We start from the raw sequence: 26,133 nt of genomic DNA on the forward strand, positions 1-26,133 counted from the left end.
TTCAGTCCTTTTCCGATCTGGTCCGGGTCTCGACAGGCTCGACCACCGGGTCCGGTTCGACCACCGGGGCACGCTCGACCACCGGGTCGGGCACCGCAGCGAGCGCGCGGTCGACCTCGGCCTGCAGGCCGGCGTCGTCCCCGCGGGCGAGCCCCGCGACCTCGACCACGGTAGCCCCATCCTGCGCCACGTACGCCCGCGCCCAGACGCGCCGCCGGGGCGTGAAGAGCGAGACGGTGAGCCCGCCGAGCGCGAGCAGCGAGAACACGAGCACGAACCCGAGCGACGGGTCGTGCCGCAGGTCGAGCGCCACGTACCGCGGCAGCTCCTCGCCGAGGGTCAGGGTGCCGAGCCCGTCCGGGAGGTCGACCGTCTCCCCGGGCCGGGCCAGCACCTTGACCCGCTCGCCGGAGTCCTCGACGGCGGGGGTGAGCGACGCCGTGTCGAGCTCGTACACGTTCTGCGGGGTGCCCTCGTCCAGCCCCAGGTCGCCCGTGTACACCTCGAGCACGAGCAGCGGGTCGACGGGCTGCGGGAACACCGAGCGGGCGGATCCGTCGGGCTCGACCTCCGCCGTGGGCAGGAAGTAGCCGACGAGCCCGATCTGCTCGAGCCCAGGGGACACGTCGGGCACCTTGACCACGCCGCGGGACGTGTACATCGTGTCCTGCGGGACGAAGGTCACGCGGCCGGAGAAGGCGAGCTCGCCCTCGGCGTCGCGCACCGTGATGTCGGGCGCGAACCCGTTGCCCTGCAGGTAGATCTTGGCGCCGTCCACGACGAGCGGGTGGTTCACCTTCACGGTCTCTGGCCGCTGCTCGCCGGAGGGCTCCGTGACGGTCACGTAGGCCGTGAAGTCACGCGCCTGCGCGAAGGCCACCGTGTCGCTCGCGAACTCCGACACGAACCTGTCGAGCGTCATGGAGAACGGCATCAGGGACTCCGGCCGGAACCACGAGCCCTTCTCGAAGGTGTCGTAGTCGACGACCGCGTTGGCGAACCCGCGGCCCTCCGTGACGATCGCCTGGCCGCGGTAGTGCAGCAGCTGGCCCGTCGCCACCGACACGAGCAGGCCGACCAGGGCGAGGTGGAACACCAGGTTCCCGGTCTCCCGCAGGTAGCCACGCTCGGCGCTCACGGTGGCCGACGCAGGGCGCACGCCTCTGGCGGGCTCCTCACCACGGTCGACACGGAAGGTGGGCAGCCAGGAGATCTTGCCGCGCAGGCGGGCCGCGACGGCGTCGGCGGCCTCCTCCGGCGAGGCGTCGGTGGTTGCCGACGCCTTGGCCGGGAACCGGTCGAACCGGAACGGCACGCGAGGCGGGCGCCCGCGCAGGGCGCGGTAGTGGGCCATCGACCGCGGCAGGATGCAGCCCACCAGCGACACGAACAGCAGGATGTAGATCGCGGAGAACCAGACCGAGGTGTAGACGTCGAAGAACCCGGCCCTGTCGAGCCACTCGCCGGCCGTCGGGTGGTCGGCGAGGTACTCGATCACGCCTGCCGCGTCCTGGTTGCGCTGCGGGAGCACGGACCCGGGCACCGCTGCGACGGCGAGCAGCATGAGCAGCATGAGCGCCACGCGCATCGACGTGAGCTGGCGCCACATCCAGCGCAGGGTTCCCACCAGGCCCAGCGCTGGCGCGCTGGGCCGGCTCGGCCGCGGCTGCTCCTCGCCCGACGCCGGAGCGCCCCGCGCAGGCTCACCCTGCGTGAACTCGTCGGCTATCCCCTCGGGGACGTACCTACCCTCCTCGGCCATCAGATCACCGTCTCGAATCCGCCGATCCAGAGCTGCATGGCCCCGGTCAGCCGCGTCCACAGCCCGGTGACCAGCAGCAGCCCGACCAGCACCAGCATTCCGCCACCGATCCGCAGCGCCGCGAGGCGGTGCCTGCGCAGGAAGTCCAGCATCCGCTCGGAGCTCTGCAGCCCCAGGGCGACGAGCAGGAACGGCACGCCAAGGCCCACGCAGTACGCGACGCCGAGGAGCGCGCCGCGGCCCGCCGACGCCTCGTCGATCGCGAGCGCCTGCACGGCGCCGAGGGTGGGGCCGATGCAGGGCGTCCAGCCGAGCCCGAACACGACGCCGAGGAGGGGCGCGCCCCACAGGCCCGCGCGCGGGGTCATGTGGATCCTGGCCTCACGCTGCAGGAACGGGACGGCGCCGAGGAACCCGAGGCCGAGCAGGATCACCACGGCGCCGAGCACGCGGGTGATGACGTCCTCCCAGCGCACCAGGTAGGTCCCCAGGCTGCCGAACGCGGCGCCGAACGAGACGAACACGACGGTGAAGCCGAGCACGAACAGTGCGACGCCGCCGACGACGCGGCCGCGGGCGGGCTTGACGCGGGTGCTCACGGCCCCGGCCGTGGTGTTCATCGAGGCGGCAGCCATGCCGCTCACGTAGCCGATGTAGCCCGGCACCAGCGGAAGCACGCACGGCGAGGCGAACGAGACCAGACCGGCCAGCACGGCCACCGGTACCGCCAGCAGGAGGGATCCGCTGAACGCGGTGCTCGCGAGGCCGTCGCCGACGGCGGTCGCGACGGCGCCGAGAGGACTGCCGGGAAGCATCAGGCGGCCTCCGCCAGGACCTCGTCGATCAGCGCCTCGAGCGTGGAGTGCTCCGCCTGCCCGATGACGCGTGCAGCGACGTTGCCCTCCTGGTCCAGCACCACGGTGGTGGGCACGGCCTGCAGCGGCACGACGCCGTTCAGGCCGGCGATCACGACGCCCGTGCGGTCCTCGATGCTCGGGTACGGCACCTCGAACGTGCGCTGGAACGCCAGGGCGGCACCGGCGTCGTCCTCCGTGTTGATGCCGAGGAACTGCACGTCGTCCTTGGAGTTCGCGAGGTCCACGAGGTCGGGCGCCTCGGCGCGGCATGGCGCGCACGAGGCGTACCAGGTGTTCACGACCACCACGTCACCCGCCCACTCGGCGGTGTCGACGTCGTCGCCCTCGAAGGCGGTGCCCGTGATCGCGACGGGACCCTTGCGCTCGCCGGGGTCGTAGGTCTGCACCGACCCGTCCCCCGACACGTATCCCTGCCCGACGACGTCGCCGGCGCCGGAGTCCTCCGGCGAGCACGCCGTGAGTGCCGCGACGAGGCCGATGACGATACCGACAGCTACCACTACCTGAACGACCTTGAAGGCCTTGCCCCGCATCACGCGCCGGCGACCTTGCTCGCGCCGTCGTACAGCTCCGCGGCGGGTTCCGTGTAGTGCAGGCCCACGAACCGGTCGTCCTCGAAGCTCAGGGACGTCAGGGAGGCGAGGTTGCACTGGCGGCTGCGCGGGTCGTGCCAGAGCTGGCCGCCCTCGAACGACCGGCGGGTGAGCCACACCGGCAGCTGGTGGCTGACGAGCACGATCTCGTGGCCCTCCGCGGCTCGGCGCGCGTCCTCGACGGCGCTGCGCATGCGCTCGACCTGGTGCGTGTACGGCTCGCCCCAGGACGGGCGGAACGGGTTCCACATGTACGGCCAGTTCCGCGGGCTCTTGAGCGCGCCGCCGCCGTCCCCGACGGGGAGGCCCTCGAACCGGTTGCCCGCCTCGATGATGCGGTCGTCCGTCGCGAGGTCCAGGCCGAAGCTCTGCACAAGGGGCGCTGCGGTCTCCTGCGCGCGCTGCAGCGGGGAGGCGACGACCTTGATCACGTCCCGGCCGGCGTTCGTGAGGTGGTCGGCGACGATCTTCGCCATCGCCTGGCCACGGTCGGAGAGGCGGTAGCCGGGCAGCCGCCCGTACAGGACACCGTCGGGGTTGTACACCTCGCCGTGACGCAGCAGGTGAACCGTCGTGGAAACCATGGCGCCCAGTCTCGCACCCGACCCTGGGTGCCTGTGACCTCGAACGGGTGTGGATTGCCGTATCTCACACCGATCCGCGCCCGCAGGCCCTCGGACGGAGGGCGGCGGTCGCTCACCATGGGGTGAAATCCGAAGATCGGGATAAAACCGCCCTGACGACCTCTTGACCTTTAACGTTTAAGCCGCTTAACGTCTCCGCCAGTTTCACCATCGCCGCTGAAACGATTCAAGGGAGATCCCGATGTCGCTCGCCCTTCGCGCTCCACGATCCCGGAGCGCCCGGCTGTTCAGCCCGTTCCTCGTCCTCGCCCTTCTCGTCCCGCTGGCGGCGGCGCCACCAGCCGCCGGTATCCCCGCGCTCGAACCCACCGGTCCAGCCCTGGCCGTGACGGCGCCGACCGTGGACCGCCGCACCGACCCGACCGGGATCCTGCCGACGGATCCGGTCAGGTTCTCGTGGCAGCTCGACACCGACCGGCGCGGCGTCGTGCAGCGGGCCTACCAGGTGCGCGTCTGGGCCGGCGAGACCAGCTCGGGCAGAGCCATGTGGGACTCCGGCCGGGTCACCTCTGACCAGTCCGTGGACGTGCCGTACGGCGGCCCGGACCTCACCGCCCAGAGCGAGTACACCTGGTCGGTCCGGGCCTGGGACGACGACGACAACGCCTCCCGGTGGAGCACGCCGGCGCACTTCGAGACCGCGCTCGCCGACGCCGCAGCCTGGACCGGGCAGTGGATCGGCAAGGACACGTCCCAGGTCGGCGACGAATGGACGGACTACACCGTCTCGGTGACGGCGTCGCGCATCGAGGGTGCGCTGGGGATCTACGTCCGCGGCTCGGACCGGGCCAACGCGTACATGTGGCAGCTCAGCGAGACCGGGCACGCACTGCGTCCGCACGTGAAGGTGAACAACGGATACACCGTGCTCGACGCGGCGCCCTTCTCCGCGGACCTCGACCTCGCCGACCAGCACGAGTACACCCTCGAGGTGGCGGGAGACACCCTGACCACACGCGTCGACGGCGAGGTCGTGGACACCCGGACCGACGCGACCCACGCGGCGGCGGGCCTCGTGGGCCTCCGCACGAGCGGGGGCGAGTCCGCGCTCGTGCACGACATCAGCGTCACGACCCCGGACGGCGACAGCCTGCTGGACGCCACGTTCCCCGGCGACGAGCACGAGCTGTCCGACGGGCGGGCCACCCCCGACGGGCTGGCGGTGAGCGAGGGCGACGAGCCGTGGGCCGAGCAGTCGACCGACGTCCAGCTCCTACGGACGGAGTTCGACCTGCCGGACGTCCCGGTGACCAGCGCACGCGTCTACGCGACGGCGCGCGGACTGTACGAGCTCGAGCTGGACGGCACCGCGGTCGGAGACCACCAGCTCGCCCCCGGGTGGACGGACTACGAGGACCGGATCCAGTACCAGACCTACGACGTCACCGACCTGCTCCGCCCCGGCACCAACGTGCTCGGGGCGCAGCTCGCGAAGGGCTGGTTCGCCGGCCGCATCGCCCAGGCCGGATCGGAGCGGTACGGCACCACGCCGAGCCTGCTCGCCCAGCTCCGGGTCGAGCTGGCCGACGGGACCACCCGGACCATCACGACCGGGGACGACTGGTCGGTCGGGGAGAGCCCGATCCGCACGTCCGACCTCCTGGACGGCGAGGGCTTCGACGCGCGCGCCGCGCACGACACCGACGGGTGGTCGTCCCCCGGCTTCGACGCGACGGGCTGGGAGCCCGCCGACGTCATCGAGCCGCCGGCAGCCGAGCTCGTGCCGCAGCAGGACCAGCCGGTCCGGGTGCTCGAGGAGCTGGGCGCCACGGCACTCCCGTCCCCTTCCGAGGGTGTCCACCTCTACGACCTGGGGCAGAACATGGTGGGCCACGTCCGCGCCCGGCTCACCGGGGCCCCAGGCACGACGGCGACCCTCCGGTTCGGCGAGGTCCTCAACCCCGACGGGACCCTGTACACCGACAACCTGCGCACCGCGAAGGTCACCGACACCTACACCTTCGACGAGTCGGGGACCGGCGTCGTCGAGCCGACCTTCACGTCGCACGGGTTCCGGTTCGTCGAGATCACCGGGGTCACCGAGGCGCCGGCGCCCGCCGACGTCGTCGGCGTGGTGGTCAGCACCGACACCGAGGAGTCCAGCGAGCTGTCGACGGGCTCTGCCATGGTCGACCAGCTCGACAGCAACATCCGGTGGGGCCGGCGCGGCAACTTCCTCTCCATCCCGACCGACACCCCGGCCCGTGACGAGCGGCTCGGCTGGACCGGTGACATCAACGTGTTCGGCGAGACCGCCGCGTACACGGCCGACTCGCGCGAGTTCCTCCGCAAGTGGCTGCGCGACCTGCGCGACAGCCAGCGGGCCGACGGCGCCTTCCCCGGCTTCGCGCCGATCATCCCCGGCCACTCCGACGGCGGGATGGGCACCGCCGGCTGGGGCGACGCCGGCGTGCACGTGCCATGGACCCTCTGGCGCGCCTACGGCGACACCGACGTCGTCGAGGAGAACTACGAGGCGATGCGGCGCTACGTCGACTACCTGCACGCCGACTCCGAGGACTGGATCCGCGACGAGGGCGGCTACCTGGACTGGGTGAACCTCGACGACCCGACCGAGGCCGGCGTGGTCTCCACCGCCTTCATGGCCAAGAGCACGCAGGAGCTCGCCGAGATGGCCCGCGCCATCGGCCGGACGGCGGACGCCGACGCGTACGACACCGCCTTCGCGGAGATCCGGGCCGCCTACCAGCGGGAGTTCGTCGCCGACGACGGCACCGTGAGGTCCGACAGCCAGACGTCGTACGTCCTGACGATCACGCACGGCCTGATGCCCGACGAGCTCGAGGACGAGGTGGCGGCGAAGTTCCTCGCGAGCCTCGAACGGCGCGACCGGCACCTGTCCGTCGGCTTCCTCGGCGTCGAGGGGCTGCTGCCCGCCCTGTCCCAGATCGGGCGGGACGACGTCGCCTTCGAGATGCTCCAGCACGAGGACTACCCGTCGTGGGGCTACGAGATCGCGAACGGCGCGACGACCGTGTGGGAGCGGTGGAACTCCATCCTGCCGGACGGCTCGTTCCACGACCCGGGGATGAACTCGTTCAACCACTACGCGTACGGCGCCGTCGGCCGGTGGATGTACGGGACCATGGCCGGCGTCCGCTCGCTGGAGCCGGGCTACCGCAGGTCGCTCGTCGCGCCCCGGGTCGACGAACGCGTCGGGCACGTCGACTACCGCCTGGACACCCCGTACGGCGCGGTCGAGAGCGGGTGGGACGTCGAGGGAGACCGCCTGGAGCTGACCGTGACGGTGCCCGCCAACACCACGGCGGAGATCCGGGTGCCCGCCACGTCGCGGCACGCCGTGCTCGAGTCCGGCACACCGGTCGCCCGGGTGCGGGGTGTCGAGTTCGAGCGCATGGTCGACGGTGCGGCCGCCTTCAGCGTGGGCTCCGGGACGTACCGGTTCGTGGTGGACGAGGCGCTGGGCGACCTCGGCGACGCCCTGCAGGGCCTGGCCGAGCTCGGGGACGCCGTCGACGACGCGCGGGCCGACGGCCACCTGACCCGGTCGCAGGCCGCTCGCCTCGGCCGGCTGGCCGACGGCGCCGACCGGGACACCGCGCTGGCCTGGTCGGCCTACCTCCGCTCCGACGACGACGCTCCGGCGCACGTCCACGCGGCCCTTGCCGACGTCGGCGAGCTCAGGACCGCGATCGAGGACGCCGTCGGGAACGGGCTGCCCGAGACCGTCGCCGAGTCCCTGCTCACCGCCACCTCCGCTGTGGCCACCACCCTCGCGGATGCCTCGGGGGCGCTGCTCGGGGCGCGCGCGGAGCTGGCGGTTCCCGACGGGACCGCCCTGCCTGGGTCGGTCGTCCCGGTCGAGCTGAGCCTTGCGAACACCGGACGGCAGGCCCTCCTGCGGCCCGAGGTCGAGCTCGCCCTGCCGGACGGCTGGACGGCGACCCCGGTGGGGCAGCTCCCCGACCGGGTGGAACCGGGGACGACCGCGGTGCAGCGCCTCGACGTGTCGCTGCCCGCAGGGCTCGCGGCGGGCAGGGCAGAGCTCGCCGGGACGGTGGCCTACACCTACGGCGACTCGACGGCAGAGCTCCGGGTCGCCGGTGGGCTCTCCGTCGTGCCCGCCGTCGTGGTCGACTCCGCCCGGACGACGCCCGGCGCGGCGGGACCGGGAGACAGGGTCACCGTGCGTACCGCGATCGAGAACCGGTCGGCCGTGGAGCAGTCACGCACCGTGACGGTGACGGTCCCGGAGGGCTGGCCCGCACCCGAGCCCGCCGAGCTGACGCTGGCGCCCGGGGAGGCCGTCGACCACGAGGTGGAGGTCCGGGTCCCCGGGTCGGTCACCGGCGGTCCGACGTCGATCGGGGTCGCCGTCGGCGCGCACGACGACGAGTCGGCGCGGGCGACGCTGGACGTGCGCGTGCCGACGCCGCCTGCGGGCGTCGTCGACCATGTCGACGTCGGCGACGCCGCGTCGGAGGCGGCGCACGGGCTGACCGCCTCCCCCGGCTCGGGGACCAACGTCGAGGCGGGGCTCACCCGCAGGTACACGGGCGTCACCGGGGGCGACGGACACTTCGAGCTCGACCTCGACGTCCCGGCTGGTGAGGCGTTCGTGCTGACCGTCGTCGAGACCTACGACGGCGCGCAGCGCAAGACCTACGACGTCCTCGCCGACGGCACCCGGGTGCTGGGCAGGGACTACCGCAAGACGTCCGGCGGTGCCGGGACGGTCACGTACCGGTTGGTCGTCGAGCCGTCGGCGGCGACGGCGGACGGCGTGGTGCGGCTCCGGTTCGAGGACGTACCGGGCGACTACGACCCGTCGGTGGCCGACGTCTGGACCAGTACGCAGGAGGTCTAGCGACAACGCCTACCCAGCGATCCTGCCCGCATCTCCCCGGGGAGGCGGGCAGGATCGCTGGGTAGGCGCAGCCAACACCCGCTAGTCGCAGAGGGCCGTCAGGCCCTCCTCCGTTCCGCCGGAGAGCTTCGACGACTCGGCGACCTTGGCCATGATGCGGCCCAGCACGGCGAACTCCTCCGGCTCCAGCGCGTCCACCATGATGCGGCGCACCGCGGCCACATGGCCGGGGGCAGCGGTCTCGAGAGCCGCGTACCCGGCGTCGGTCATGGTGCAGTTCACGCCACGCCGGTCGCCCTCCGCCGCACGTCGCTCGACCAGGCCGCGTTGTTCCATGCGCGCGACGGTGTGCGTGAGCCTGCTGCGCGAGAGCACCAGGCCGTCGGCGAGAGCCGACATCCGCATGGTGCGCTCCGGTGCCTCCGAGAGCTGCACCAGCAGGCTGTACTCCCCGAGGGAGAGGTCGAGGGTCCGGTCGTGGACGGCACCGAGCGCCTCGACGAAGCGCGCGGTGCCCTCGAGGTAGTGCCGCCAGGAGCCCTGCTGCTCCTCGGTCAGCCAGCTGTCGCGCTGCTCGATCGTCTCTGCTGCCATGTTGCCCATCGCTTTCGTGCTTGCCGAGCCGCTCGTTCCACCGCCATCCGCGACCAGTGGAAACATGCTGTGGGAATACGTTACGGGACCGGCTATGTTAGATGTGATCGTGACTAGTTGATCTCTCAACTATCTACCCGAACCGCCGCACCGACAAGGAGCCTCACTCATGGCCACCTCCCTTCCCGCAGGTCTGACCACCGGCACGTACGACCTCGACCCGTCCCACACCACGGCCGCCTTCTCCGTCCGCCACGCGGGCATCGCGAAGGTCCGCGGCACCATCGGCGTGGCCTCCGGCACCATCACGGTGGGCGACGACCTGGAGTCGTCGAGCGTCACCGCCGAGCTGGACGCGGAGTCGGTCAACACGGGCGACGCCGGTCGCGACGGCCACCTGAAGAGCGCCGACTTCTGGCACGCCGAGGAGAACCCCGCCTGGACCTTCACGTCCACCGGCATCCGGCCCGAGGGCGACGCCTACATCATCTCGGGCGACCTGACCATCAACGGCGTCACCAAGGGCGTCGAGCTGGAGACCGAGTTCACCGGCACCGCCAAGGACCCGTTCGGCAACGACCGTGCCGGCTTCGAGGCCAGCCTCGAGATCAACCGCAAGGAGTTCGGCCTGACCTGGAACGCCTCGCTGGAGACCGGCGGCTTCCTGGTCGGCGACAAGGTCAAGATCACCCTGGACGTCAGCGCGATCGCCAAGGCCTGACCCGTCCCGGTGCGCCGACACCGGCGCCTCCCACTTCGCGTTCAGCAGGCTGCAGGCGACCGTAACCCCCCGGGGGTTATGGTCGCCTGGAGCCTGCTGAACCGCTGTCAGGGGCGGACCGTCGGCGGCCTTCTGACGCCAGCACCAGCCAGGTCACGAACCACGGGACGCCCCATGCTGCGGACAACACCGCCGCACGGCCGAGATCAGCCTCGGTGGCGATGTCACCGGCGTCGGCGAGGTCCGTCCCCGCGACGACCAGGTCAGTGTCCTCCGGATGCTGGACCACGGTGAACGTGCCGGCATACGGGGCGGGTGCGTCGGTCCACGTGCGCATCGGGGTGCCCGGCAGATAGGGGTCCTGGTGGTAGTCCAGGTGAACCTGCCTCGCGCCGTCGGCATGCTCGACGACAGCCCGCACCTTGACGTTCCGGCCGCCACGGCCCCTGCTGAACTCCGCGTCGTGAGCAGTGATCCGTACGCCGTCCGACGCCAGCTCCGCCAGCCGCGCACTCTGGTACGTCCCGTAGACGGCGCCGCCGACCAGGGGCAGAGCGAGCCCGAACACGGTGATCCAGACGGACATAGCAAGGCCGCGGGAGTGCGTGCCCCCTCCCGACGGCCGGTGCTCGCCACGGTCCTGGCCCCCGGTCCTCAGGAGGTCGTCGGCCCGACGGCTCGCCACCATCATGACTGCCCCGCCAAGAACTGCCGACGCCAGCACCACGCCCAGGACGATCGGCGCGGCGAACCGCGTCTCGTCGTAGCCGGCCAGGAGCTCGACGACGAAGAACCCCAGCGGCGCCAGGGCCGCGAGCATCCAGCCCCAGACCACACCTTGCCGAACGCTCCAGGGCAGTGTGACGAACGTCCTGGGCCTGCCGGCGAAGAGCTCCTCGTCCACGCCCTCTTCCGCTTCATCGGCGATCGCGGGCGGCCCGTGCCCGCGCCGCCCGCCTCCGTGCCTGGCATCGGCGCGGATCGCCGCGACCCGCGCCGCACGTTCTGCCCGGGTCAGGTCCTCTCCCGCGAAGCTGACGAGCCTGCCCGTCCGCGGGTCCACGTGCTCCACATCGACCGGTCCGGTGCCCTCGACGAGCGTGATGTATGCCGCCGCGTGCTCCCTCGCCGTTCGCGTGCTCGCCATGCTGTCGAGAACCCGCGCCGCAGTCACCCCGAACGCACCAGGAATGGCGAGCACCGCCGCGAAGATGGGCTGGTCAGCGCCCCACAGCAGCACCATGCCCACAACGAGGCCGACCATACCGACGCCCAGGCACCAGCTCCCGGCGGCGGAAAGACTCCGCGCGGAGACGCCCGACAGCATCCTTCGCCCGATCCTCGGGTGCCATCCGTCAGCCACTCACGTCCCCCGGTCCATCAGCTCGGTCAACAGGTCAGCCTGCTGTGTATAGCACCGCGCCCCACGTCACGGTGGGCCCCGACCCGAGAATCACCCGGCCCCGGTCGGACGTCGGACCGAACTCGCTCAGTTCGGTCCGATGACCTGAGATCGGTCAGTTAACCGACCGATCTCATCCCATCCGACCGATCTCACCGGTGTGGTGCAGCATCATCCGCGCCCGAGCAGCCTCAGAGCGCTGCGGCCCGGGTCGCCGCGTGGAACGCCAGGATCTGCAGCTCGCCACCGACGTCGACGGACCGCACCACCACGTCGTCCGGGACCTGGAGCGCTATGGGCGCGAAGTTCAGGATCTCGCGGACGCCCGCGCCGACGACGGCGTCGGCCACGTCCTGGGCACCATGACCCGGCAGCGCGAGCACGACCATGGTGACCCGCTCGCGGTGGATGACCTCGGCAACGGCGCGGACGTGCTCGACGGCCACTCCGGCCACCCGCGTGCCCACGACGTCGGGCGACGCGTCCAGCAGTGCCACCACCTGGAAGCCGCGCGTCGCGTACCCGGAGTAGTTCGCGAGCGCGTGCCCGAGGTTACCGATGCCGACGATCGCGAGCCGGTGCTCCGTCTCGAGCCCCAGGGCGACGGTGATGTACGAGGCGAGCGACTCGACGTCGTAGCCGACGCCGCGCGTGCCGAACGAACCCAGGTACGACAGGTCCTTGCGCAGCTGGGCCGAGCTCACGCCCGAGCGTTCGGCAAGCTCCGTCGACGAGGTGAGGCCCACCCCCTCGGCAGCGAGGTCGCGCAGGGCGCGCAGGTAGTACGGCAGCCTCCCTACGGTTGCTGCCGGAACTGTGCCGTCACTGAGTTCGACCACGTGCTGCTCCCCTCCCCGCGACCACTGTGTCGCGGGCGTACGCACACACTGCCGGGATGATCATGCCAGGAGGCGGGCCAGGCGCGCACCGTCCACGCGCCAGAATCCTTGCTGGACCCCGTCCACCTCGACCACGGGGACGTATTCCCCGTACTTCTCCCGCAGTGCGGGCGCGCTGTCGATGTCGACCTCGCGCCATTGGGCTCCGGCACCCTCGCACACCTGCACCACGACGGCTCGTGCGTCTTCGCACAGATGGCACGCCTCGCGTGTGTACAGGACTACCCGGGCTCCGGCAGGACTTGTCACGCCCCGAGGTTACGTCACGCGCGCGACGGCGAGCGGTCGGTGTCCGGCAGTCGTCGGTCCACCCACAGCGCACCCCACGCCAGGACGAGGAAGACGACGGCGACGAGCCCCGCGTTGGTCAGCGCACCGGGGTAGCCGAGCACGTTGACGTCGAGGAACGGGTACGGGTACCAGTCGGTCGCCGCGCCCCGGAGGAACGTGTAGACGAGCCAGGCGATCGGGTAGACGACCGACCACCACACGGTCCGCGCGGACACCCGTGGGCGCGGCCCCGCCCACAGCCAGACGATGACGGCGAACAGCGGTGCCAGGACGTGCAGCATCGTGTTGGAGACCAGGCCGGCCCCGGTCAGCTCGACGATGCCCCGCAGCACGGTGTTGTAGACGACGCCGGTGACGGCTATGCACAGCAGCGCGTCGAGGCGCAGCACGCGGAAGACCGGACCGTCCCGGCGCGGGTCCACCGCGAGCGCCAGCGAGACCCCGCCGATCAGCAGATTCGACTCGATGGTGAAATAGCTGAAGAGCCGGACGATGCGCTCGGCATGCGTCGGGGCCAGGCCTGGGCCCTCGACGATCGCCACGACGAGCTCGATGGCGAAGCCGCCGAGGGCGAACACCGCGACCAGCAGGTGCAGTGCTCGTGCCAGCGTGGCCCGTTCCGGCATCCTGCTCTCGTGCGTCACTCCCCGGTTTTATCACGGTCGGCCCCGCCCACCGGGTGGGGACTTGCGCGACGTGACACGCGGATAGAGTGACCTCCATGCCGTCGACGCACCCCTCGTCCGCCACTGCGGCGTTCTTCGACGTCGACAACACGATCATCCGCGGGGCGAGCGCCTTTCACCTGGCCAAGTCCGCTTATCAGCGCAAGTTCTTCGGCACGCGCGACATCCTGAGGTTCGCGGTGATCCAGGCGCGCTACCTGATGTGGGGCGAGAACAAGGAGCAGATCGACGAGGTGCGTCACCGCGCCCTGTCGCTCATCGCGGGCCGCAGCGTCGCGGAGATCGCCACCCTCGGCGAGGAGGTGTGGGACGCCGTCCTGTCCTTGCGGATCTATCCGGGCACGCGCCGCCTGCTCGACGAGCACATCGCGGCGGGTCACCAGGTCTGGCTCGTCACCGCTACCCCGGTGGAGGTCGCACAGCTCATCGCCCGCCGGCTGGGCGCCACGGGGGCGCTCGGCACCATCGCGGAGCACAAGGACGGGTTCTACACGGGCCGGCTCAACGGTGACCTCATGCACGGGCAGGCCAAGGCTGCGGCCATCGTCGAGCTGGCCGAGATCAACGACATCGACCTCGCCGAGAGCTACGCGTACGGGGACTCGCTGAACGACCTGCCGATGATGGGCGTGGTGGGCCACCCCTGCCCGATCAACCCCGACCTGCGGCTGCGCAGGCACGCGCAGGAGGTGGGCTGGCCGATCCGGGAGTTTCGCGGCCGGTCGCAGCGGGCGGCCGGGCGCGGGGTGCGGACCGCCTCGTGGGCCGGTGCCGCGTGGGTGCTCGGCCTGGTACTGCGCGCGGCGCGGCGCCGGCTCCAGGGCCGCTAGCTCTCCCCGAACCACGCTCCCGCAGACACGAAGAAGGCCCGGCCCCCACAGGGGGCCGGGCCTGCTCGTCACGCGCCAGAGGGCGCGCGCGTCACTTCTTGTTGCGGCGCTGGTGGCGCGTCTTACGAAGCAGCTTGCGGTGCTTCTTCTTCGCCATACGCTTGCGGCGCTTCTTGATGACGGAGCCCATAGGTCCTCGCAATGTTCGATCGGTCGGCGGCAGCCCGACGACGGGCCGCTCAGCGAAATGGTCCACGGTTGGTCCGGGACAGTGACGCCAGAGTGACGATGGCCGACCAACACGAAAGGGAGTCCGTTGCCTAGGCTACCTGGTCCAGCGCGCGCCCCGTAATCGGCGGGGGTGTGAGTTGCGCCGACCGGGACCTGGCGACCGGGTCACGGCCGCGCGGCGAACCGGTCCAGCAGTTCGGCGTGGCCCGAGCAGACGAGCAGGTCGTTGGCCGAGACGCGGGTCTCCGGCGTCGCGTAGACGAAGTCGACACCCGGTGACTTCACGCCGATCACGGTGACGCCGTACCGCCTACGGATGTTGGACTGGGCGAGCGTGAAGCCCTGCGTCTCCTTGGGCGGGCGCATCTTCACGATGGTGAACCCGTCCTCGACCTCGATGTAGTCGAGCAGCTTGCCGCTCACGAGGTGGGCCACGCGCGAACCGGCGTCGGCCTCCGGGAAGACGACGTGGTGCGCACCGATGCGGGTCAGGATCCGGCCGTGCTCCGCTGAGATCGCCTTGGCCCAGATCTGCGGCGTGCCTATGTCGACCAGGTTGCCCGTGATCAGCACCGACGCCTCGAGGGACGAGCCGACACCGACCACGGCCACGCCGAAGTCCTTGGCGCCGAGCTGCTCCAGCGCCTCCGGGTTGGACGCGTCGGCCTCCACCAGCGGCAGCCGGCCGGACCACTGTGCGACAAGGGTCGGGTCCTGCTCGACCGCCAGCACGTCCTGGCCCAGCCTGTCCAGGGTCCCGCCGATCGACGACCCGAACCGCCCTAGTCCGATCACGAGCACCCCAGCGTCACGCTCGGGCTTCTTCTCCGGCACGGTATTCCTCTCTGGCCACTTGTCAGACGTACGGGTCACGATAGTGACCTGCGGTCCGCCACGTCCTCATCCGATGTTGTCCTACGGTCGAGACCTGCGTTCCGGGCTCACCCGATGTTGTCTGTCGCGTGAGGCCTGCGTTCCGTTCCGGGCGAGTGCCTCGTTCCTCGGCCCTCACCCTGCACTGCACTCCGGCCTCACCCGATGATGGGTCGTTCCTCCGGGAAGCGTACGATGCGCCGCCGGTCGCGCAGCGCCAGCACCGCCACGACGGTCACCGCGCCGGTCCGCCCGACGAACATGAGCGCCGACAGCCAGTACTTGGCGGCGTCGGGCAGCCCCTGCGTGATCCCCGTGGACAGACCGACGGTCGCGAACGCCGACAGCACCTCGAACAGGACCTTGGACAGGCTGTGGTCGGTGAGCTCCAGCAGCGCGACGCAGGAGACCAGCACGATGGACGCCCCCGTGAACACCACGGCGATCGAGAGCCTGAGCACGTCGCGCGGGATGCGCCGGCCGAACGCCTCGATGTCCCGGTCGCCGCGCGCCTCGGCGAAGATCGCCAGCAGCATGACGGCGAGCGTGGTCACCTTGATGCCGCCGGCGGTCGACGCCGACCCACCGCCCACGAACATCAGGGCGTCCTGGATGAGCCAGCTCGACTCGGTCATGGCTCCGACGTCGACCGTGCTGAACCCGCCCGAGCGGGGCATGATCCCTGCGAAGACGGCGGCCAGGAGCTTTTCCCCGAGGGTCAGTGGGCCGAACGTGTCCGGGTTGGTCCACTCCAGGACGAGGAGCAGCAGGGCACCCACCCCGAACAGCACGAAGCTGGTCACGAGCGTGAGCTTGGTGTGCAGGGAGAACCGCTGGGTCCAGCCGTGCCACCGCTGGCCCGGCCGCGGCAAGGACCGCTGGATGTTGAGGATCACCGGGAAGCCGAGCGCGCCGATGAACACGCCGAGCGCGATCGGCAGCACGAGCGTCCAGTCCCCGACGTGCGGTGCCAGGCCCTCCACGGTCGGCACGAAGCCCGCGTTGTTGAACGCCGAGATCCCGTAGAACAGCGAGTGCCAGGCCGCGGTGCCCACGTTGCCCTCGATCACGAGGAAGCGGGGAAAGAGCAGCAGGGCGATCGACAGCTCGAGGGTGGTGGCGGTGACGATGATGACCCGGATCAGCGAGCCGACGTCGCCCAGCTTGCTGGTCTTGGTCTCCGACGCGGTGAGCAGCTTCTGCGTCAGTCCGATCTTGCGCGACACGATCATGCCGAGCAGCGAGGCGACGGTCATGATCCCGAGGCCGCCCACCTTGATACCGGTGAGGATGACGATCTGCCCGTACAGGGACCAGTAGGTAGCGGTGTCCTGCACGACGAGGCCGGTGACGCACACGGCGGAGACCGCGGTGAACAGCGCGTCGACCAGGCGTGCGCCGTCGCCGTCCGCCGTGGCGAAGGGTGCGAGCAGGAGCAGGGTGAACACCCCGATCACGCACGCGAAGACCGTGACGGCCAGTCGGGCCGGCGCCCGGAACGCGAGCACGTCGATGTACTCCCGGAGACCGAACAGCCCGTGCCGCAAGCTCGGCGCCATCCGACCCGCTCCTTCCCCCAGCTCCCGACGATCGACGCCTTACTCTGCCACGCCGCGGGGCCCACCCCGGGCAGAAACCCGCTCACCGGCGCCAGTCCGTTACCGTGGGCGAGTGCACCTCGCCCGGCTGGTCTGGAGTCCGCGACTGCTCGAGTACGACTTCGGACCCGGGCATCCCATGTCGCCTGCCCGCCTCGACCTCACGATGCGGCTCATCGACGCGCTCGGCCTGCTCGAAGAGCCGACGCTCGAGGTGGTGGACGCCGAGCCCGCCTCCGACGCCGTCATCGAGACGGTGCACGACGCCGACTACGTGGCCGCCGTCCGGCACGCCGGGACCACGCTGGAGCCGGACCTGGCGCGCGGACTGGGCACGGACGACGACCCGCTGTTCGCGGGGATGCACGAGGCCGCCGCACGCCAGCTCGGTGGATCCGTCGACCTCGCCTCGGCGCTCTGGAGCGGGGAGATCGCGCACGGCGTGAACGTCGCCGGCGGCATGCACCACGCGATGCCCGGTGCGGCGTCGGGCTTCTGCGTCTACAACGACGCCGCCGCAGCCATCCGGCACCTGCTGGACCAGGGCGCGGAACGGGTTGCCTACCTGGACTTCGACGCCCACCACGGCGACGGCGTCGAGGCCATCTTCTGGGACGACCCGCGCGTGCTCACGATCTCGATCCACGAGGACGGTCGCACCCTGTTCCCTGGCACCGGCGCGTCGACCGACATCGGTTCCGGTCCCGCCGAGGGCAGCGTCGTCAACATCCCCGTCCCCGCGCGGACCTCCGGCGCAGCCTGGCTGCGGGCCATCGACGCCGTGGTGCCAGCCCTGGTCCGGCAGCACCGGCCGGAGGCGATCGTGTCCCAGCACGGCTGCGACGCCCACGGCCGTGACCCGCTCTCGAACCTGAACGTGTCGGTGGATGCCCAGCTGACCGCACAGAAGTGGGCCCATGCGCTCGCGCACGAGCACGCCGAGGGCCGCTGGCTCGCGCTGGGCGGTGGCGGCTACGCCGTGTCCGACGTCGTGCCGCTCGCCTGGGCGGCGCTCGTCGCGGAAGCCGCGCACGTGCCGCTGGAACGCGGCTCCGAGCTGCCTCGCGCGTGGCGTGCGACGGTCGAGGCCCTGGACCTGGAGGCGGCACGCACGCTCGGCTCGGCGGAGGTGCCGTTCCGCGGCTGGCGCGACGGCTACGACCCCGCCGACGCGGTGGACCGCGCGGTCCAGGCGACCCGCAGGTCGGTCTTCCCCCTCTGGGGCCTGGACCCCCTGCTGGACTGACCCGGCTCGGCGGGGCCCGGCGGGCTGTCTGCCGGGTGATCGGCAGTTCGTCAGGTGATCGGCAGCCCGGGAATGCCGATCACCTGACGGATTGCCGATCACCCGGCAGACAGCCCACGTTCAGGCGCGCGCCATCCGACCGCCACCCCTGTCCGGGAGCCTCGGGCCATGCGACGTCGCTTCGCCGCCCTGCCGGCCGCCCTGCTGCTCCTGTCCACCCTCGTCCCGGCCTCTGCGGCCGCGAGCGGCGCGCCGGAGCGGCCGGTGTCCGCCCCCGCGACCGTCACCACCTCGGTGGAGACGCCCCCGCTGTACGACGACGCGGCCGGCGGCAACGCGTCGGGCGACGACCCCGCGATCTGGGTGCACCCGGACGACTCGGACCGTTCGCTCGTCGTCGCGACGGCCAAGGAGGGCGGCCTGCGCGTCTACTCCGTGGCCGCGACCGAGCTGCAGTCGGTCGCGGCCACGGCGGCTCCCCGCGCCGACGGCGTCCCGGGCCGGTACAACAACGTGGACATCGCCTACGGCCTCGATGTGGACGGCGAGACGACGGACGTCGCCGTCGTCTCGGACCGGTACAACGACCAGATCCGCTTCTTCGCCATCGATCCCGCCGGGGCCGACGCCGCCACGCCGCTCACCGAGGTGACCGCTCCCGAGCTGGAGTTCCTGTTCAGCCCGGACCGCGCGACGGTCGCCGAGGACCAGACGGCGTACGGCCTGGCCGTCTACCAGCCGCGTGACGGCGAGACGTACGCGGTGGTCACGCAGGAGGGGAACCCCACCATCGCGACGGCCCGGCTCACGACCGGCCCCGACGGCATCGGCTACACCGATGTCGAGCACCTGGCGGTCCCTGGCGAGTTCCCACTGCCCGACGGCTCGACCTGGGTCCCGTGCGAGGAGCCGGGCGTCGGGCCGCAGCTCGAGGGCGTTGCCGTGGACCGCCGCACAGGGACGCTCTACGCGGCACAGGAGGACGTCGGCCTCTGGCGGGTGCCGCTCCCGCTGGGCTCCGGCGAGCCGCGCCTGGTCGACAAGGTCACGGACTTCGGCGTCCACGACGCCTACGACCCCGAGACGGAGGAGTGCGCCCCCGTGGACCCGGCCGCACCGTCGTACGGGGGCAAGAACCTGACCGCCGACGCCGAGGGCGTCGACATCTGGTACGGCCCCGGCCGCACGGGCTACGTGCTCGTGTCGAGCCAGGGTGATGGCACCTACGGCGTGTACGCCCTGACCGGCAGCAACCGCTCGCTCGGTACCTTCCGGGTGGCCGGCGACGGAGTGGACGACGTCAAGGGGTCGGACGGCCTCGCGGTGTCGAACGCGCCCGTCGGCGAGTACGAGTCGGGGCTGCTGGTCACGCACGACGAGCCAGAGACCGGCCCCGACGCGGACCCGGACCGGGACGCGACGGGCTTCTCCTACGTCCACTGGGCCGACGTCGCGCAGGCACTCCGCCTGCCCTGACGCCTGCCCGGACAAAGGTTGGGGGCTCACTCCGTCCGACGGCGGAGAGTCAGCACGCCAAGGAGCACCGCCCCCACGATGAACAGGGCGATGACCCCGACCGCACCTCGGATGCCTGCCCACTCGTCGCCCGCCGCGAGCGACGTCATCGCCTCGACGGCGTAGGTGAGCGGGAAGACGCGGGACAGCCACTCCAGGACCTCGGGCATCTGGTCGCGCGGCATCAGGAGCCCGCAGGTGATGAGCTGCGGGAACAGGATCGCCGGCATCATCTGGACCGCCTGGAACTCGCTGCGGGCCAGCGCCGATGCGGCCAGTCCCAGCGTGCAGCCGAGCACCGCGTCGAGCATCGCCACGACCAGCACGAGCCACAGCGGTCCCGCCACGTCCATGCCCACCCACGTCGCGAAGCCCACCACCACGAGAGCCTGGACCAGGGCCAGCGTCGCGAACGCGAGGCCGTAGCCCGCCACGAAGTCGCCCTTGCGAATGGGCGTGGTCATGAGCCGCTCCAGCGTGCCCGACTGCCGCTCGCGGAGCGTCGCGACGCTCGTGACCAGGAACATCACGATGAGCGGGAAGATGCCCACCAGCATGGGGCCGAACCGGTCGAGCACCTGCGGCTGGTCGTCGAACATCCAGGCGATGAGGCCGATCAGCAGGCACGGGAGCACGATGATCAGGGCGACCGTGCGGTGGTCGCCGCGCAGCTGGGACAGCACACGGCCGGCGGTGGCGAAGGTCAGGTTCATCGTGCCGTCTCCTCGGTGGGCGCCGTCCCCTGAGCCGGCTGAGCTGCGTCGATCAGCGCGAGGAACGCACGCTCGGCGTCGGGCGCCCCGGTCGTGGCCAGCAGCTCGTCGGGCGTGGTGTCCGCGACGAGGGCGCCGTCGCGCATCAGGAGCAGCCGGTCGCACTGCACCGCCTCGTCCATGACGTGGCTGGAGACCAGGAGCGTGCGCCCCTCGGCGGCCAGCCGGCGGAACACCGCCCACAGGTCGCGGCGCAGCACGGGATCGAGGCCGACGGTGGGCTCGTCCAGGACGAGCAGCTCCGGGCCGCCCACGAGGGCCGCGGCGAGAGAGACCCGCGACCGCTCGCCGCCGGACAGCGTGCCGACGCGCTGCTTCTCGTGCCCGCCGAGGTCGACGGTGCCGACCGCCGCAGCTACGGCCTCGGCCGACGCGGGTACGCCTGCCAGAGCCGCGAAGTACCGGAGGTTCTGGACGACGGTGAGGTCGGTGTAGACGCTGGCGTCCTGCGTCATGTAGCCGACCCTGCGGCGCAGGCCCGGACTGCCCGCGGCGCTGCCGAGCACCTCGACCGACCCGGTCACCTTGTCCTGCACGCCGACCAGCGAGCGCATGAGCGTCGTCTTGCCGGAGCCGGACGGCCCCATCAACCCGACGACGGAACCGGCGGGCACGCTGAGGTCGAGCCCGTCGATGATCGGTCTGCCGCCGCGGACCACACGCAGGCCACGGATCACCACCGCGTTTTTCCTCATGTGAGGAATTATGCGCGCTCGGTCGGCGGCGCCGCAAGGTCTCCCGTCAGATACCGCTGCAGGTTGGGGCCGACGAGCGCGGCCACCGCCGCCGGGCGCATCGAGGCGAGCGGCTCCACCGGGACCAGGAAGCGGGTCATCATGAGGCCGGCCATCTGGGACGCCACGAGGGCGGTGCGCAGGGGCGCCTCGGGCACGTCGAGCGCACGCACCACCGGGCCGAGGATCGCTGCGCCGATGAACTGGGACAGCAGCCCACGCAGCGTGGCGTCCGACATGACGGCCGGCACGACCACCCGGACCGTGTCACCGCCGTACTCGTCCCAGAGGCCGAGCAGCGCCTCGACGAGCCGCTCCCCCAGCGTGTCCACCGGGCCGGTCGCCACCTGCCCGACGACCGCGCCGGGGTCGATCCCGACGACCCCGAGCATCGCCGTCAGCAGCTGGGCCTTGTCAGGGAACCAGTGCCGCACCGTCCCCGGGTCCACGCCGGCGCGACGGGCGACCGAGCGCAGGGAGGCTGCCTCGTACCCGCGCTCGACGAACTCCGTGCGGGCCGCTGCGAGGATCTCGGCACGTGCGTCCTGCCCGGCAGGACGACGGCCCCGGCGCGGCGCGGAATCGGGTGATGCCATCCGGCCATTCTCGCCCACCGCCCGACGACAGAAGCTCCCGAGCTGGAGCGCTCGGGAGCTTCCGACGGTTCGGGCGAACGTTCTACCGAGTGGCGGCCGGCCCGTGTGGGCCGACCGCCGTTCGATCCAAGGTTCGCGCAGGCCGCTCAGCGGGCCACGGTCGCCCGCTTCTTGTTCCAGACGTCGAACGCGACGGCCAGGAGCAGCACGACGCCCTTGACCACCTGTTGGGTGGACTGGTCCACGCCCATGAGCTGCATGCCGTTGGACATGACGGCCATGATGAGGCCACCGACCATCGCGCCGGTCACGGTGCCGATACCGCCGGTCACTGCGGCACCACCGATGAAGCAGGCCGCGATCGCGTCGAGCTCGAACATGTTGCCGGCCGCCGGCTGGGCGGCGCTCGACCGGGCGGAGAACACGATGCCCGCGATCGAGGCGAGGAAGCCCATGTTCACGAACATCCAGAAGTTCACGCGCTTCACGCGGACGCCGGACAGCTGGGCCGCCGCGAGGTTGCCACCGATCGCGTAGACGTGCCGCCCGAACACGCTGTGCTTGGTGACCAGCGTGTAGACCATGACCAGCACGGCCAGGATGATCAGCACCGTCGGCAGGCCGCGGTAGGAGGCGAGGTTCCACGCGAACCACATGACGAGTGCGGCGATCACCACGAGCTTGAGCACGAACAGCACCGGGGCTTCGACCGTCTGGTTGTAGGCGACGCGCGCGCGGCGGTTGCGCCACGAGTTGTACGCGAAGCCCAGCACACCGATGCCGAAGACGACGAGCGTGAACGTGTCGTAGCCGTACCCGCCGAGCAACCCGTTGAGGAAGCCGGTGGCGATGCCCGTGTACTCGCTCGGGAACGGCGAGAGCGAGACGTTGTTGAGCACCTCGAGCGTGAGGCCACGGAAGAGCAGCATGCCCGCCAACGTGACGATGAACGCTGGAATCCCGACGTAGGCCACCCAGAACCCTTGCCAGGCACCGACCAGGAGCCCTGTGCCGATCGCGGCAAGGACACCGACCCACCAGGGCAGCCCGTTCCGGATCACGGCCACTGCGGCCACCGCTCCGGTCAGTGCGACGACCGAGCCCACCGACAGGTCGATATGCCCGCCGATGATGATGATCACCATGCCGATGGCGAGGATGAGGATGTACGAGAACTGCAGCACGAGCGTGGTCAGGTTCCGCGAGCTGAGCAGCAGCCCGTTCGTCAGCACGCTGAACAGCACGACGATCAGCACGAATGCGATATAGATACCGCTCTGGCGCAGGTTGCGGGTGAACAGCTCTTTGAGATTCGCGATGCCGGTCATGCCTTCGTCTCCTGCGGGTTCTCCTGGGTCATGAGAGCCATGAGCCCTTCCTGGGTGGCTGAGGTCACGTCGACCTCGCCAGTGATGCGGCCAAAGGCCAGGGTGTAGATGCGGTCACAGATCCCGAGGAGCTCGGGGAGCTCCGAGGAGATGACCAGCACGGCCTTCCCCGCCGCGACCAGCTCGTTGATGATGGTGTAGATCTCGTACTTGGCGCCGACGTCGATGCCGCGCGTGGGCTCGTCGAGGATCAGCACCTCAGGCGCGGTGTACAGCCACTTGGACAGCACCACCTTCTGCTGGTTGCCGCCCGAGAGCTTGCCCACCTCCACCAGCACGTTGGGGGTGCGGATGTTCATGGACTCGCGGTACTCGCCCGCGACCTTGAGCTCCTCGTTCTCGTCCACGAAGCCGTGCCTCGACAGCTTGCCGAGGCCTGCCGCCGAGATGTTCCGCCGGATGTCCTCGATGAGGTTGAGCCCGTACTGCTTGCGGTCCTCGGACACGTAGGCGATCCCGGCCTTGATCGCGTCCGGCACGGTCCCGACGCTCACCTGCTTGCCGTCCAGGTAGACCTTGCCGGAGATGTCCCGGCCGTAGGAGCGACCGAACACCGACATCGCGAGCTCGGTACGCCCGGCGCCCATCAGGCCCGCGATACCGACCACCTCGCCGGCCCGGACGTTCAGGTTCGCCTTGTCGACGACGACGCGCCCTGGCTGGGTCGGGTGATGCACCGTCCAGTCCTCGACCCGGAGCACCTCCGCACCGGGGTGCGATTCCCGGTCCGGGTACCGGTTGTCGAGGTCACGACCCACCATGCCGCGGATGATGCGGTTCTGGATCGCCTCGGACGACCCGCCCGCCTCGGCCATGTCGAAGGTCTCGATCGACCGGCCGTCGCGGATGATGGTGGTGCGGTCGGCGATCTCGGCGATCTCGGCCAGCTTGTGGGAGATCATGATCGACGTGATCCCCTGCTCCTTGAACTGACGGAGCAGCTTGAGCAGGTGCTCGGAGTCGTTGTCGTTCAGGGCCGCCGTCGGCTCGTCGAGGATGAGCAGGCTGACGTCCTTGGAGATCGCCTTGGCGATCTCCACGAGCTGCTGCTTGCCCACGCCGAGCGCGGAGATGAGGGTGGTGGGCGTCTCGTTGAGCCCTACTCGCTCGAGGAGCGTGGCAGCCTCGGCGTTCGTCCTGTTCCAGTCGATCGTGCCGCCGGCCCGGCGGCGCTCGTTGCCGAGAAAGATGTTCTCGGCGATCGACAGGTACGGGACGAGCGCGAGCTCCTGGTGGATGATCACCACGCCCCGCGCCTCGGAGTCGTTGATGGTACCGAAGTGGGCGGTCTCGCCGTCGAGCACGATGTCGCCGTCGTAGGTGCCGAACGGGTACACGCCCGAGAGCACCTTCATCAGGGTGGACTTGCCCGCCCCGTTCTCGCCGCAGATCGCGTGGATCTCGCCTCGACGGACAGTGAGGTTGACGTCCTGGAGTGCCTTGACCCCGGGGAATGTCTTGGTGATGCCGCGCATCTCGAGGATGTCGGTCGGCGCCGAATCGGCCATGCCAGTCCTTGTCGCGTACTTGTCGCCAGTGGTGGTGTTGCGGTGCCCTACGCCGGTCCGGTCCCGGCTGGCCGGCCGGTGGTCGAGCTATCGAGACCTAGGTCCCTGGAAGCGCGACCACCGACCGGCCGTCGGGTCGTCAGCGGAGTCGGTACCGGTGCTGCCCGGGCGTCAGACCTAGTCGGTCTGGCCGGAAGCGACCTCTTCCTCGGTGAGGTAGCCGGACTCGATCAGCTCGGCCTCGAGGTTGTCCGCGGTGACGATCACCGTGGGGAGCAGGTACGACGGCACGACCTTCACGCCGTTCTCGTAGGTCTCCGTGTCGTTCGCCTCGGGCTCCGTGCCCTCAAGGAAGGACGTGGCGGCGATGACGGCCTGCTCGGCCAGGAGCCGGGTGTCCTTGAAGATGGTCGAGTACTGGTCGCCGCTCTCGATCAGCTTGGCCGACGCGGCCTCGGCGTCCTGCCCGGTGATGATCGGCATGTCGAGGTCGCCCTTGCCGTAGCCGGAGTTCTGCAGAGCGGTGATGACACCGCGCGACAGCACGTCGGCCGGGGCAAGCACGCCGTCGATGGTCGTGTCGCCCCCGGTGTAGGTGGACGTCAGCAGGTTCTCCATGCGCTCCTGCGCGCCCTCCTGCTCCCAGCGCTGGATGGCGACGGTGCCGAAGTCGGTCTGCTTCGATGGCACGACGAGCGTCTTGTCGTCGATGTACGGCTGGAGCACTTCCATCGCACCGTCGAAGAAGAACCCGGCGTTGTTGTCGTCGGGCGAACCGGCGAAGAGCTCGATGTTGAACGGCCCCTCGGGCGCGTCAGCGGCCTCCTCGCCGTTCTCGTCCAGGATGCCGAGCCCGGTGAGCAGCGAGGTGCCCTGCTGCACGCCGACCTCGTAGTTGTCGAACGTGACGTAGAAGTCGACGTTCTCCGAGTCACGGATCAGGCGGTCGTACGAGATCACCGGGATGTCCGCGGCCGCGGCCTGCTCGAGCTGGCTGCCCAGCGCGGTGCCGTCGATGGAAGCGATGATGAGTGCCTCGGCGCCCTTGCTGATCATCGCCTCGATCTGCTGCTGCTGGGTCGGGATGTCGTCGCCCGCGAACTGCAGGTCGACGTCGTACCCGGCCTCCTCGAGACCGCTCTTGACGGCGTCGCCGTCCGCGATCCAGCGCTCGTACGTCTGGGTGGGCATGGCAACGCCCACGAGGCCGCCCTCTTCGTCGTCCCCGCCACCGCCACCGCCGCCACCTGCGCCACCGCCGCCGCACGCGGCGAGCGAGACAGCCATCGCACCCGTTGCCAGCGCGGCCATACCGCGCTTGGCCCACAGCTTCCTTGCCATGACATCTCCTCTTCGAGGTTCCCTCCGGGCACGTCTGCGACCCGGCCGACTACCGATTGTTAACGCTCACACGAGCGCCGGTCAAAATCGTGTCGAGGTGAACTCCGCCACGATCGATCGGCGACGCTATCACCGTAGCCGCGGTCGAGGAAATGTAAGGAACCCTTCTCGAATGGTTACG

At 70.7% G+C, this 26,133-nt stretch carries 23 protein-coding genes; 5 read left to right on the forward strand and 18 right to left on the reverse strand.

All coding sequences use genetic code 11. The annotated features are described in order from the left end of the window. Position 1: 1 nt before the first annotated feature. Genes resB through ACFS27_RS28305 form a run of 4 tightly spaced genes read right to left on the reverse strand, consistent with a single transcriptional unit; the run spans position 2 to position 3,817 of the window. The gene (resB, locus tag ACFS27_RS28290; protein WP_377190547.1) at positions 2-1,762 is read right to left on the reverse strand and encodes a cytochrome c biogenesis protein ResB; all 1,761 of its coding nucleotides are present in this window, start codon (positions 1,760-1,762) and stop codon (positions 2-4) included. Further along, positions 1,762-2,577 (reverse strand): cytochrome c biogenesis CcdA family protein, encoded by an 816-nt coding sequence (locus tag ACFS27_RS28295; RefSeq protein WP_377190549.1) that lies wholly within the window; start codon positions 2,575-2,577, stop codon positions 1,762-1,764. Before ACFS27_RS28295 ends, resB begins: the two co-directional genes overlap by 1 nt. Next, complete coding sequence (locus ACFS27_RS28300; protein WP_377191211.1) at positions 2,577-3,173, reverse strand: TlpA family protein disulfide reductase; 597 nt, start codon at positions 3,171-3,173, stop codon at positions 2,577-2,579. The genes ACFS27_RS28295 and ACFS27_RS28300 overlap by 1 nt, the downstream gene beginning before the upstream one ends. Further along, positions 3,173-3,817: a histidine phosphatase family protein gene (locus tag ACFS27_RS28305; RefSeq protein ID WP_377190551.1), complete on the reverse strand. Its 645-nt coding sequence runs from the start codon at positions 3,815-3,817 to the stop codon at positions 3,173-3,175. Before ACFS27_RS28305 ends, ACFS27_RS28300 begins: the two co-directional genes overlap by 1 nt. 241 nt (positions 3,818-4,058) lie before the next feature. Here ACFS27_RS28305 and ACFS27_RS28310 point away from each other — a divergent pair, with 241 nt between their 5' ends. Further along, complete coding sequence (locus ACFS27_RS28310; protein WP_377190553.1) at positions 4,059-8,726, forward strand: family 78 glycoside hydrolase catalytic domain; 4,668 nt, start codon at positions 4,059-4,061, stop codon at positions 8,724-8,726. Positions 8,727-8,807: 81 nt separating this feature from the next. Here ACFS27_RS28310 and ACFS27_RS28315 read toward each other — a convergent pair whose 3' ends face one another. Further along, positions 8,808-9,320, reverse strand: coding sequence for a MarR family winged helix-turn-helix transcriptional regulator (locus ACFS27_RS28315; RefSeq protein WP_377190555.1), 513 nt, complete (start codon positions 9,318-9,320; stop codon positions 8,808-8,810). A gap of 169 nt (positions 9,321-9,489) precedes the next feature. Between ACFS27_RS28315 and ACFS27_RS28320 the strand changes: the two genes are divergently transcribed. Continuing rightward, positions 9,490-10,041 carry a YceI family protein gene (locus ACFS27_RS28320; protein WP_377190557.1) on the forward strand — a complete coding sequence of 184 codons (552 nt, stop codon included), beginning with the start codon at positions 9,490-9,492 and terminating at the stop codon, positions 10,039-10,041. 76 nt (positions 10,042-10,117) lie between these two features. Here ACFS27_RS28320 and ACFS27_RS28325 read toward each other — a convergent pair whose 3' ends face one another. The 4 genes from ACFS27_RS28325 to ACFS27_RS28340 form a co-directional block, all read right to left on the reverse strand. Further along, the gene (locus ACFS27_RS28325; RefSeq protein WP_377190559.1) at positions 10,118-11,305 is read right to left on the reverse strand and encodes a hypothetical protein; all 1,188 of its coding nucleotides are present in this window, start codon (positions 11,303-11,305) and stop codon (positions 10,118-10,120) included. Between the two features lie 329 nt (positions 11,306-11,634). Further along, positions 11,635-12,282 (reverse strand): redox-sensing transcriptional repressor Rex, encoded by a 648-nt coding sequence (locus ACFS27_RS28330; protein ID WP_377190561.1) that lies wholly within the window; start codon positions 12,280-12,282, stop codon positions 11,635-11,637. A gap of 60 nt (positions 12,283-12,342) precedes the next feature. Continuing rightward, positions 12,343-12,591 carry a glutaredoxin family protein gene (locus tag ACFS27_RS28335; RefSeq protein ID WP_377190563.1) on the reverse strand — a complete coding sequence of 83 codons (249 nt, stop codon included), beginning with the start codon at positions 12,589-12,591 and terminating at the stop codon, positions 12,343-12,345. A gap of 14 nt (positions 12,592-12,605) precedes the next feature. Beyond that, a complete protein-coding gene (locus ACFS27_RS28340) occupies positions 12,606-13,277 on the reverse strand; it encodes a Pr6Pr family membrane protein (protein ID WP_377190565.1) in 672 nt (223 codons plus the stop codon). Between the two features lie 77 nt (positions 13,278-13,354). Here ACFS27_RS28340 and ACFS27_RS28345 point away from each other — a divergent pair, with 77 nt between their 5' ends. Continuing rightward, positions 13,355-14,149, forward strand: a complete 795-nt coding sequence (locus ACFS27_RS28345; RefSeq protein ID WP_377190567.1) for an HAD family hydrolase — start codon at positions 13,355-13,357, stop codon at positions 14,147-14,149. Between the two features lie 91 nt (positions 14,150-14,240). On the opposite strand, the gene ACFS27_RS28350 is transcribed toward ACFS27_RS28345, so the two are convergent. The 3 genes from ACFS27_RS28350 to ACFS27_RS28360 form a co-directional block, all read right to left on the reverse strand. Further along, positions 14,241-14,339 carry a 30S ribosomal protein bS22 gene (locus tag ACFS27_RS28350; RefSeq protein ID WP_003792170.1) on the reverse strand — a complete coding sequence of 33 codons (99 nt, stop codon included), beginning with the start codon at positions 14,337-14,339 and terminating at the stop codon, positions 14,241-14,243. 206 nt (positions 14,340-14,545) lie between these two features. Further along, positions 14,546-15,214 (reverse strand): potassium channel family protein, encoded by a 669-nt coding sequence (locus ACFS27_RS28355; protein ID WP_377190568.1) that lies wholly within the window; start codon positions 15,212-15,214, stop codon positions 14,546-14,548. 197 nt (positions 15,215-15,411) lie between these two features. Then, positions 15,412-16,812, reverse strand: a complete 1,401-nt coding sequence (locus ACFS27_RS28360) for a TrkH family potassium uptake protein (RefSeq protein ID WP_377190570.1) — start codon at positions 16,810-16,812, stop codon at positions 15,412-15,414. A gap of 112 nt (positions 16,813-16,924) precedes the next feature. Here ACFS27_RS28360 and ACFS27_RS28365 point away from each other — a divergent pair, with 112 nt between their 5' ends. Both ACFS27_RS28365 and ACFS27_RS28370 read left to right on the forward strand, forming a co-directional pair. After that, entirely contained in the window at positions 16,925-18,097 is a 1,173-nt protein-coding gene (locus ACFS27_RS28365) for an acetoin utilization protein AcuC (protein ID WP_377190572.1), read from the forward strand. Between the two features lie 168 nt (positions 18,098-18,265). After that, positions 18,266-19,573: a phytase gene (locus ACFS27_RS28370; RefSeq protein ID WP_377190574.1), complete on the forward strand. Its 1,308-nt coding sequence runs from the start codon at positions 18,266-18,268 to the stop codon at positions 19,571-19,573. Between the two features lie 26 nt (positions 19,574-19,599). On the opposite strand, the gene ACFS27_RS28375 is transcribed toward ACFS27_RS28370, so the two are convergent. The 6 genes from ACFS27_RS28375 to chvE form a co-directional block, all read right to left on the reverse strand. Continuing rightward, entirely contained in the window at positions 19,600-20,325 is a 726-nt protein-coding gene (locus ACFS27_RS28375; RefSeq protein ID WP_377190576.1) for an ABC transporter permease, read from the reverse strand. Further along, the gene (locus ACFS27_RS28380) at positions 20,322-21,080 is read right to left on the reverse strand and encodes an ABC transporter ATP-binding protein (RefSeq protein ID WP_377190578.1); all 759 of its coding nucleotides are present in this window, start codon (positions 21,078-21,080) and stop codon (positions 20,322-20,324) included. Before ACFS27_RS28380 ends, ACFS27_RS28375 begins: the two co-directional genes overlap by 4 nt. Positions 21,081-21,088: 8 nt before the next feature. Further along, positions 21,089-21,715 (reverse strand): TetR/AcrR family transcriptional regulator, encoded by a 627-nt coding sequence (locus tag ACFS27_RS28385; RefSeq protein WP_377190580.1) that lies wholly within the window; start codon positions 21,713-21,715, stop codon positions 21,089-21,091. A 146-nt stretch (positions 21,716-21,861) separates the two neighbouring features. Then, positions 21,862-23,043 (reverse strand): multiple monosaccharide ABC transporter permease, encoded by a 1,182-nt coding sequence (gene mmsB, locus ACFS27_RS28390; RefSeq protein WP_377190582.1) that lies wholly within the window; start codon positions 23,041-23,043, stop codon positions 21,862-21,864. Then, complete coding sequence (gene mmsA, locus ACFS27_RS28395; RefSeq protein WP_377190584.1) at positions 23,040-24,611, reverse strand: multiple monosaccharide ABC transporter ATP-binding protein; 1,572 nt, start codon at positions 24,609-24,611, stop codon at positions 23,040-23,042. The genes mmsB and mmsA overlap by 4 nt, the downstream gene beginning before the upstream one ends. A 177-nt stretch (positions 24,612-24,788) precedes the next feature. Continuing rightward, complete coding sequence (gene chvE, locus ACFS27_RS28400; protein ID WP_377190586.1) at positions 24,789-25,952, reverse strand: multiple monosaccharide ABC transporter substrate-binding protein; 1,164 nt, start codon at positions 25,950-25,952, stop codon at positions 24,789-24,791. Between the last annotated feature and the right edge of the window lie 181 nt (positions 25,953-26,133).

The sequence above is a fragment of the Promicromonospora vindobonensis genome (assembly GCF_042685865.1).
GTDB lineage: Bacteria > Actinomycetota > Actinomycetes > Actinomycetales > Cellulomonadaceae > Promicromonospora > Promicromonospora vindobonensis.

Coding starts and splice junctions, on each gene's coding strand:
- ACFS27_RS28360 (WP_377190570.1), bottom strand. CDS start 16,812: ATGGCGCCGAGCTTGCGGCACGGGCTGTTCGGTCTCCGGGAGTACATC.
- ACFS27_RS28325 (WP_377190559.1), bottom strand. CDS start 11,305: ATGGTCGGCCTCGTTGTGGGCATGGTGCTGCTGTGGGGCGCTGACCAG.
- ACFS27_RS28305 (WP_377190551.1), bottom strand. CDS start 3,817: ATGGTTTCCACGACGGTTCACCTGCTGCGTCACGGCGAGGTGTACAAC.
- ACFS27_RS28315 (WP_377190555.1), bottom strand. CDS start 9,320: ATGGCAGCAGAGACGATCGAGCAGCGCGACAGCTGGCTGACCGAGGAG.
- ACFS27_RS28380 (WP_377190578.1), bottom strand. CDS start 21,080: ATGAGGAAAAACGCGGTGGTGATCCGTGGCCTGCGTGTGGTCCGCGGC.
- ACFS27_RS28345 (WP_377190567.1), top strand. CDS start 13,355: ATGCCGTCGACGCACCCCTCGTCCGCCACTGCGGCGTTCTTCGACGTC.
- mmsB (WP_377190582.1), bottom strand. CDS start 23,043: ATGACCGGCATCGCGAATCTCAAAGAGCTGTTCACCCGCAACCTGCGC.
- ACFS27_RS28310 (WP_377190553.1), top strand. CDS start 4,059: ATGTCGCTCGCCCTTCGCGCTCCACGATCCCGGAGCGCCCGGCTGTTC.
- ACFS27_RS28375 (WP_377190576.1), bottom strand. CDS start 20,325: ATGAACCTGACCTTCGCCACCGCCGGCCGTGTGCTGTCCCAGCTGCGC.
- ACFS27_RS28295 (WP_377190549.1), bottom strand. CDS start 2,577: ATGCTTCCCGGCAGTCCTCTCGGCGCCGTCGCGACCGCCGTCGGCGAC.
- ACFS27_RS28385 (WP_377190580.1), bottom strand. CDS start 21,715: ATGGCATCACCCGATTCCGCGCCGCGCCGGGGCCGTCGTCCTGCCGGG.
- chvE (WP_377190586.1), bottom strand. CDS start 25,952: ATGGCAAGGAAGCTGTGGGCCAAGCGCGGTATGGCCGCGCTGGCAACG.
- ACFS27_RS28320 (WP_377190557.1), top strand. CDS start 9,490: ATGGCCACCTCCCTTCCCGCAGGTCTGACCACCGGCACGTACGACCTC.
- ACFS27_RS28370 (WP_377190574.1), top strand. CDS start 18,266: ATGCGACGTCGCTTCGCCGCCCTGCCGGCCGCCCTGCTGCTCCTGTCC.
- ACFS27_RS28300 (WP_377191211.1), bottom strand. CDS start 3,173: ATGCGGGGCAAGGCCTTCAAGGTCGTTCAGGTAGTGGTAGCTGTCGGT.
- mmsA (WP_377190584.1), bottom strand. CDS start 24,611: ATGGCCGATTCGGCGCCGACCGACATCCTCGAGATGCGCGGCATCACC.
- ACFS27_RS28350 (WP_003792170.1), bottom strand. CDS start 14,339: ATGGGCTCCGTCATCAAGAAGCGCCGCAAGCGTATGGCGAAGAAGAAG.
- resB (WP_377190547.1), bottom strand. CDS start 1,762: ATGGCCGAGGAGGGTAGGTACGTCCCCGAGGGGATAGCCGACGAGTTC.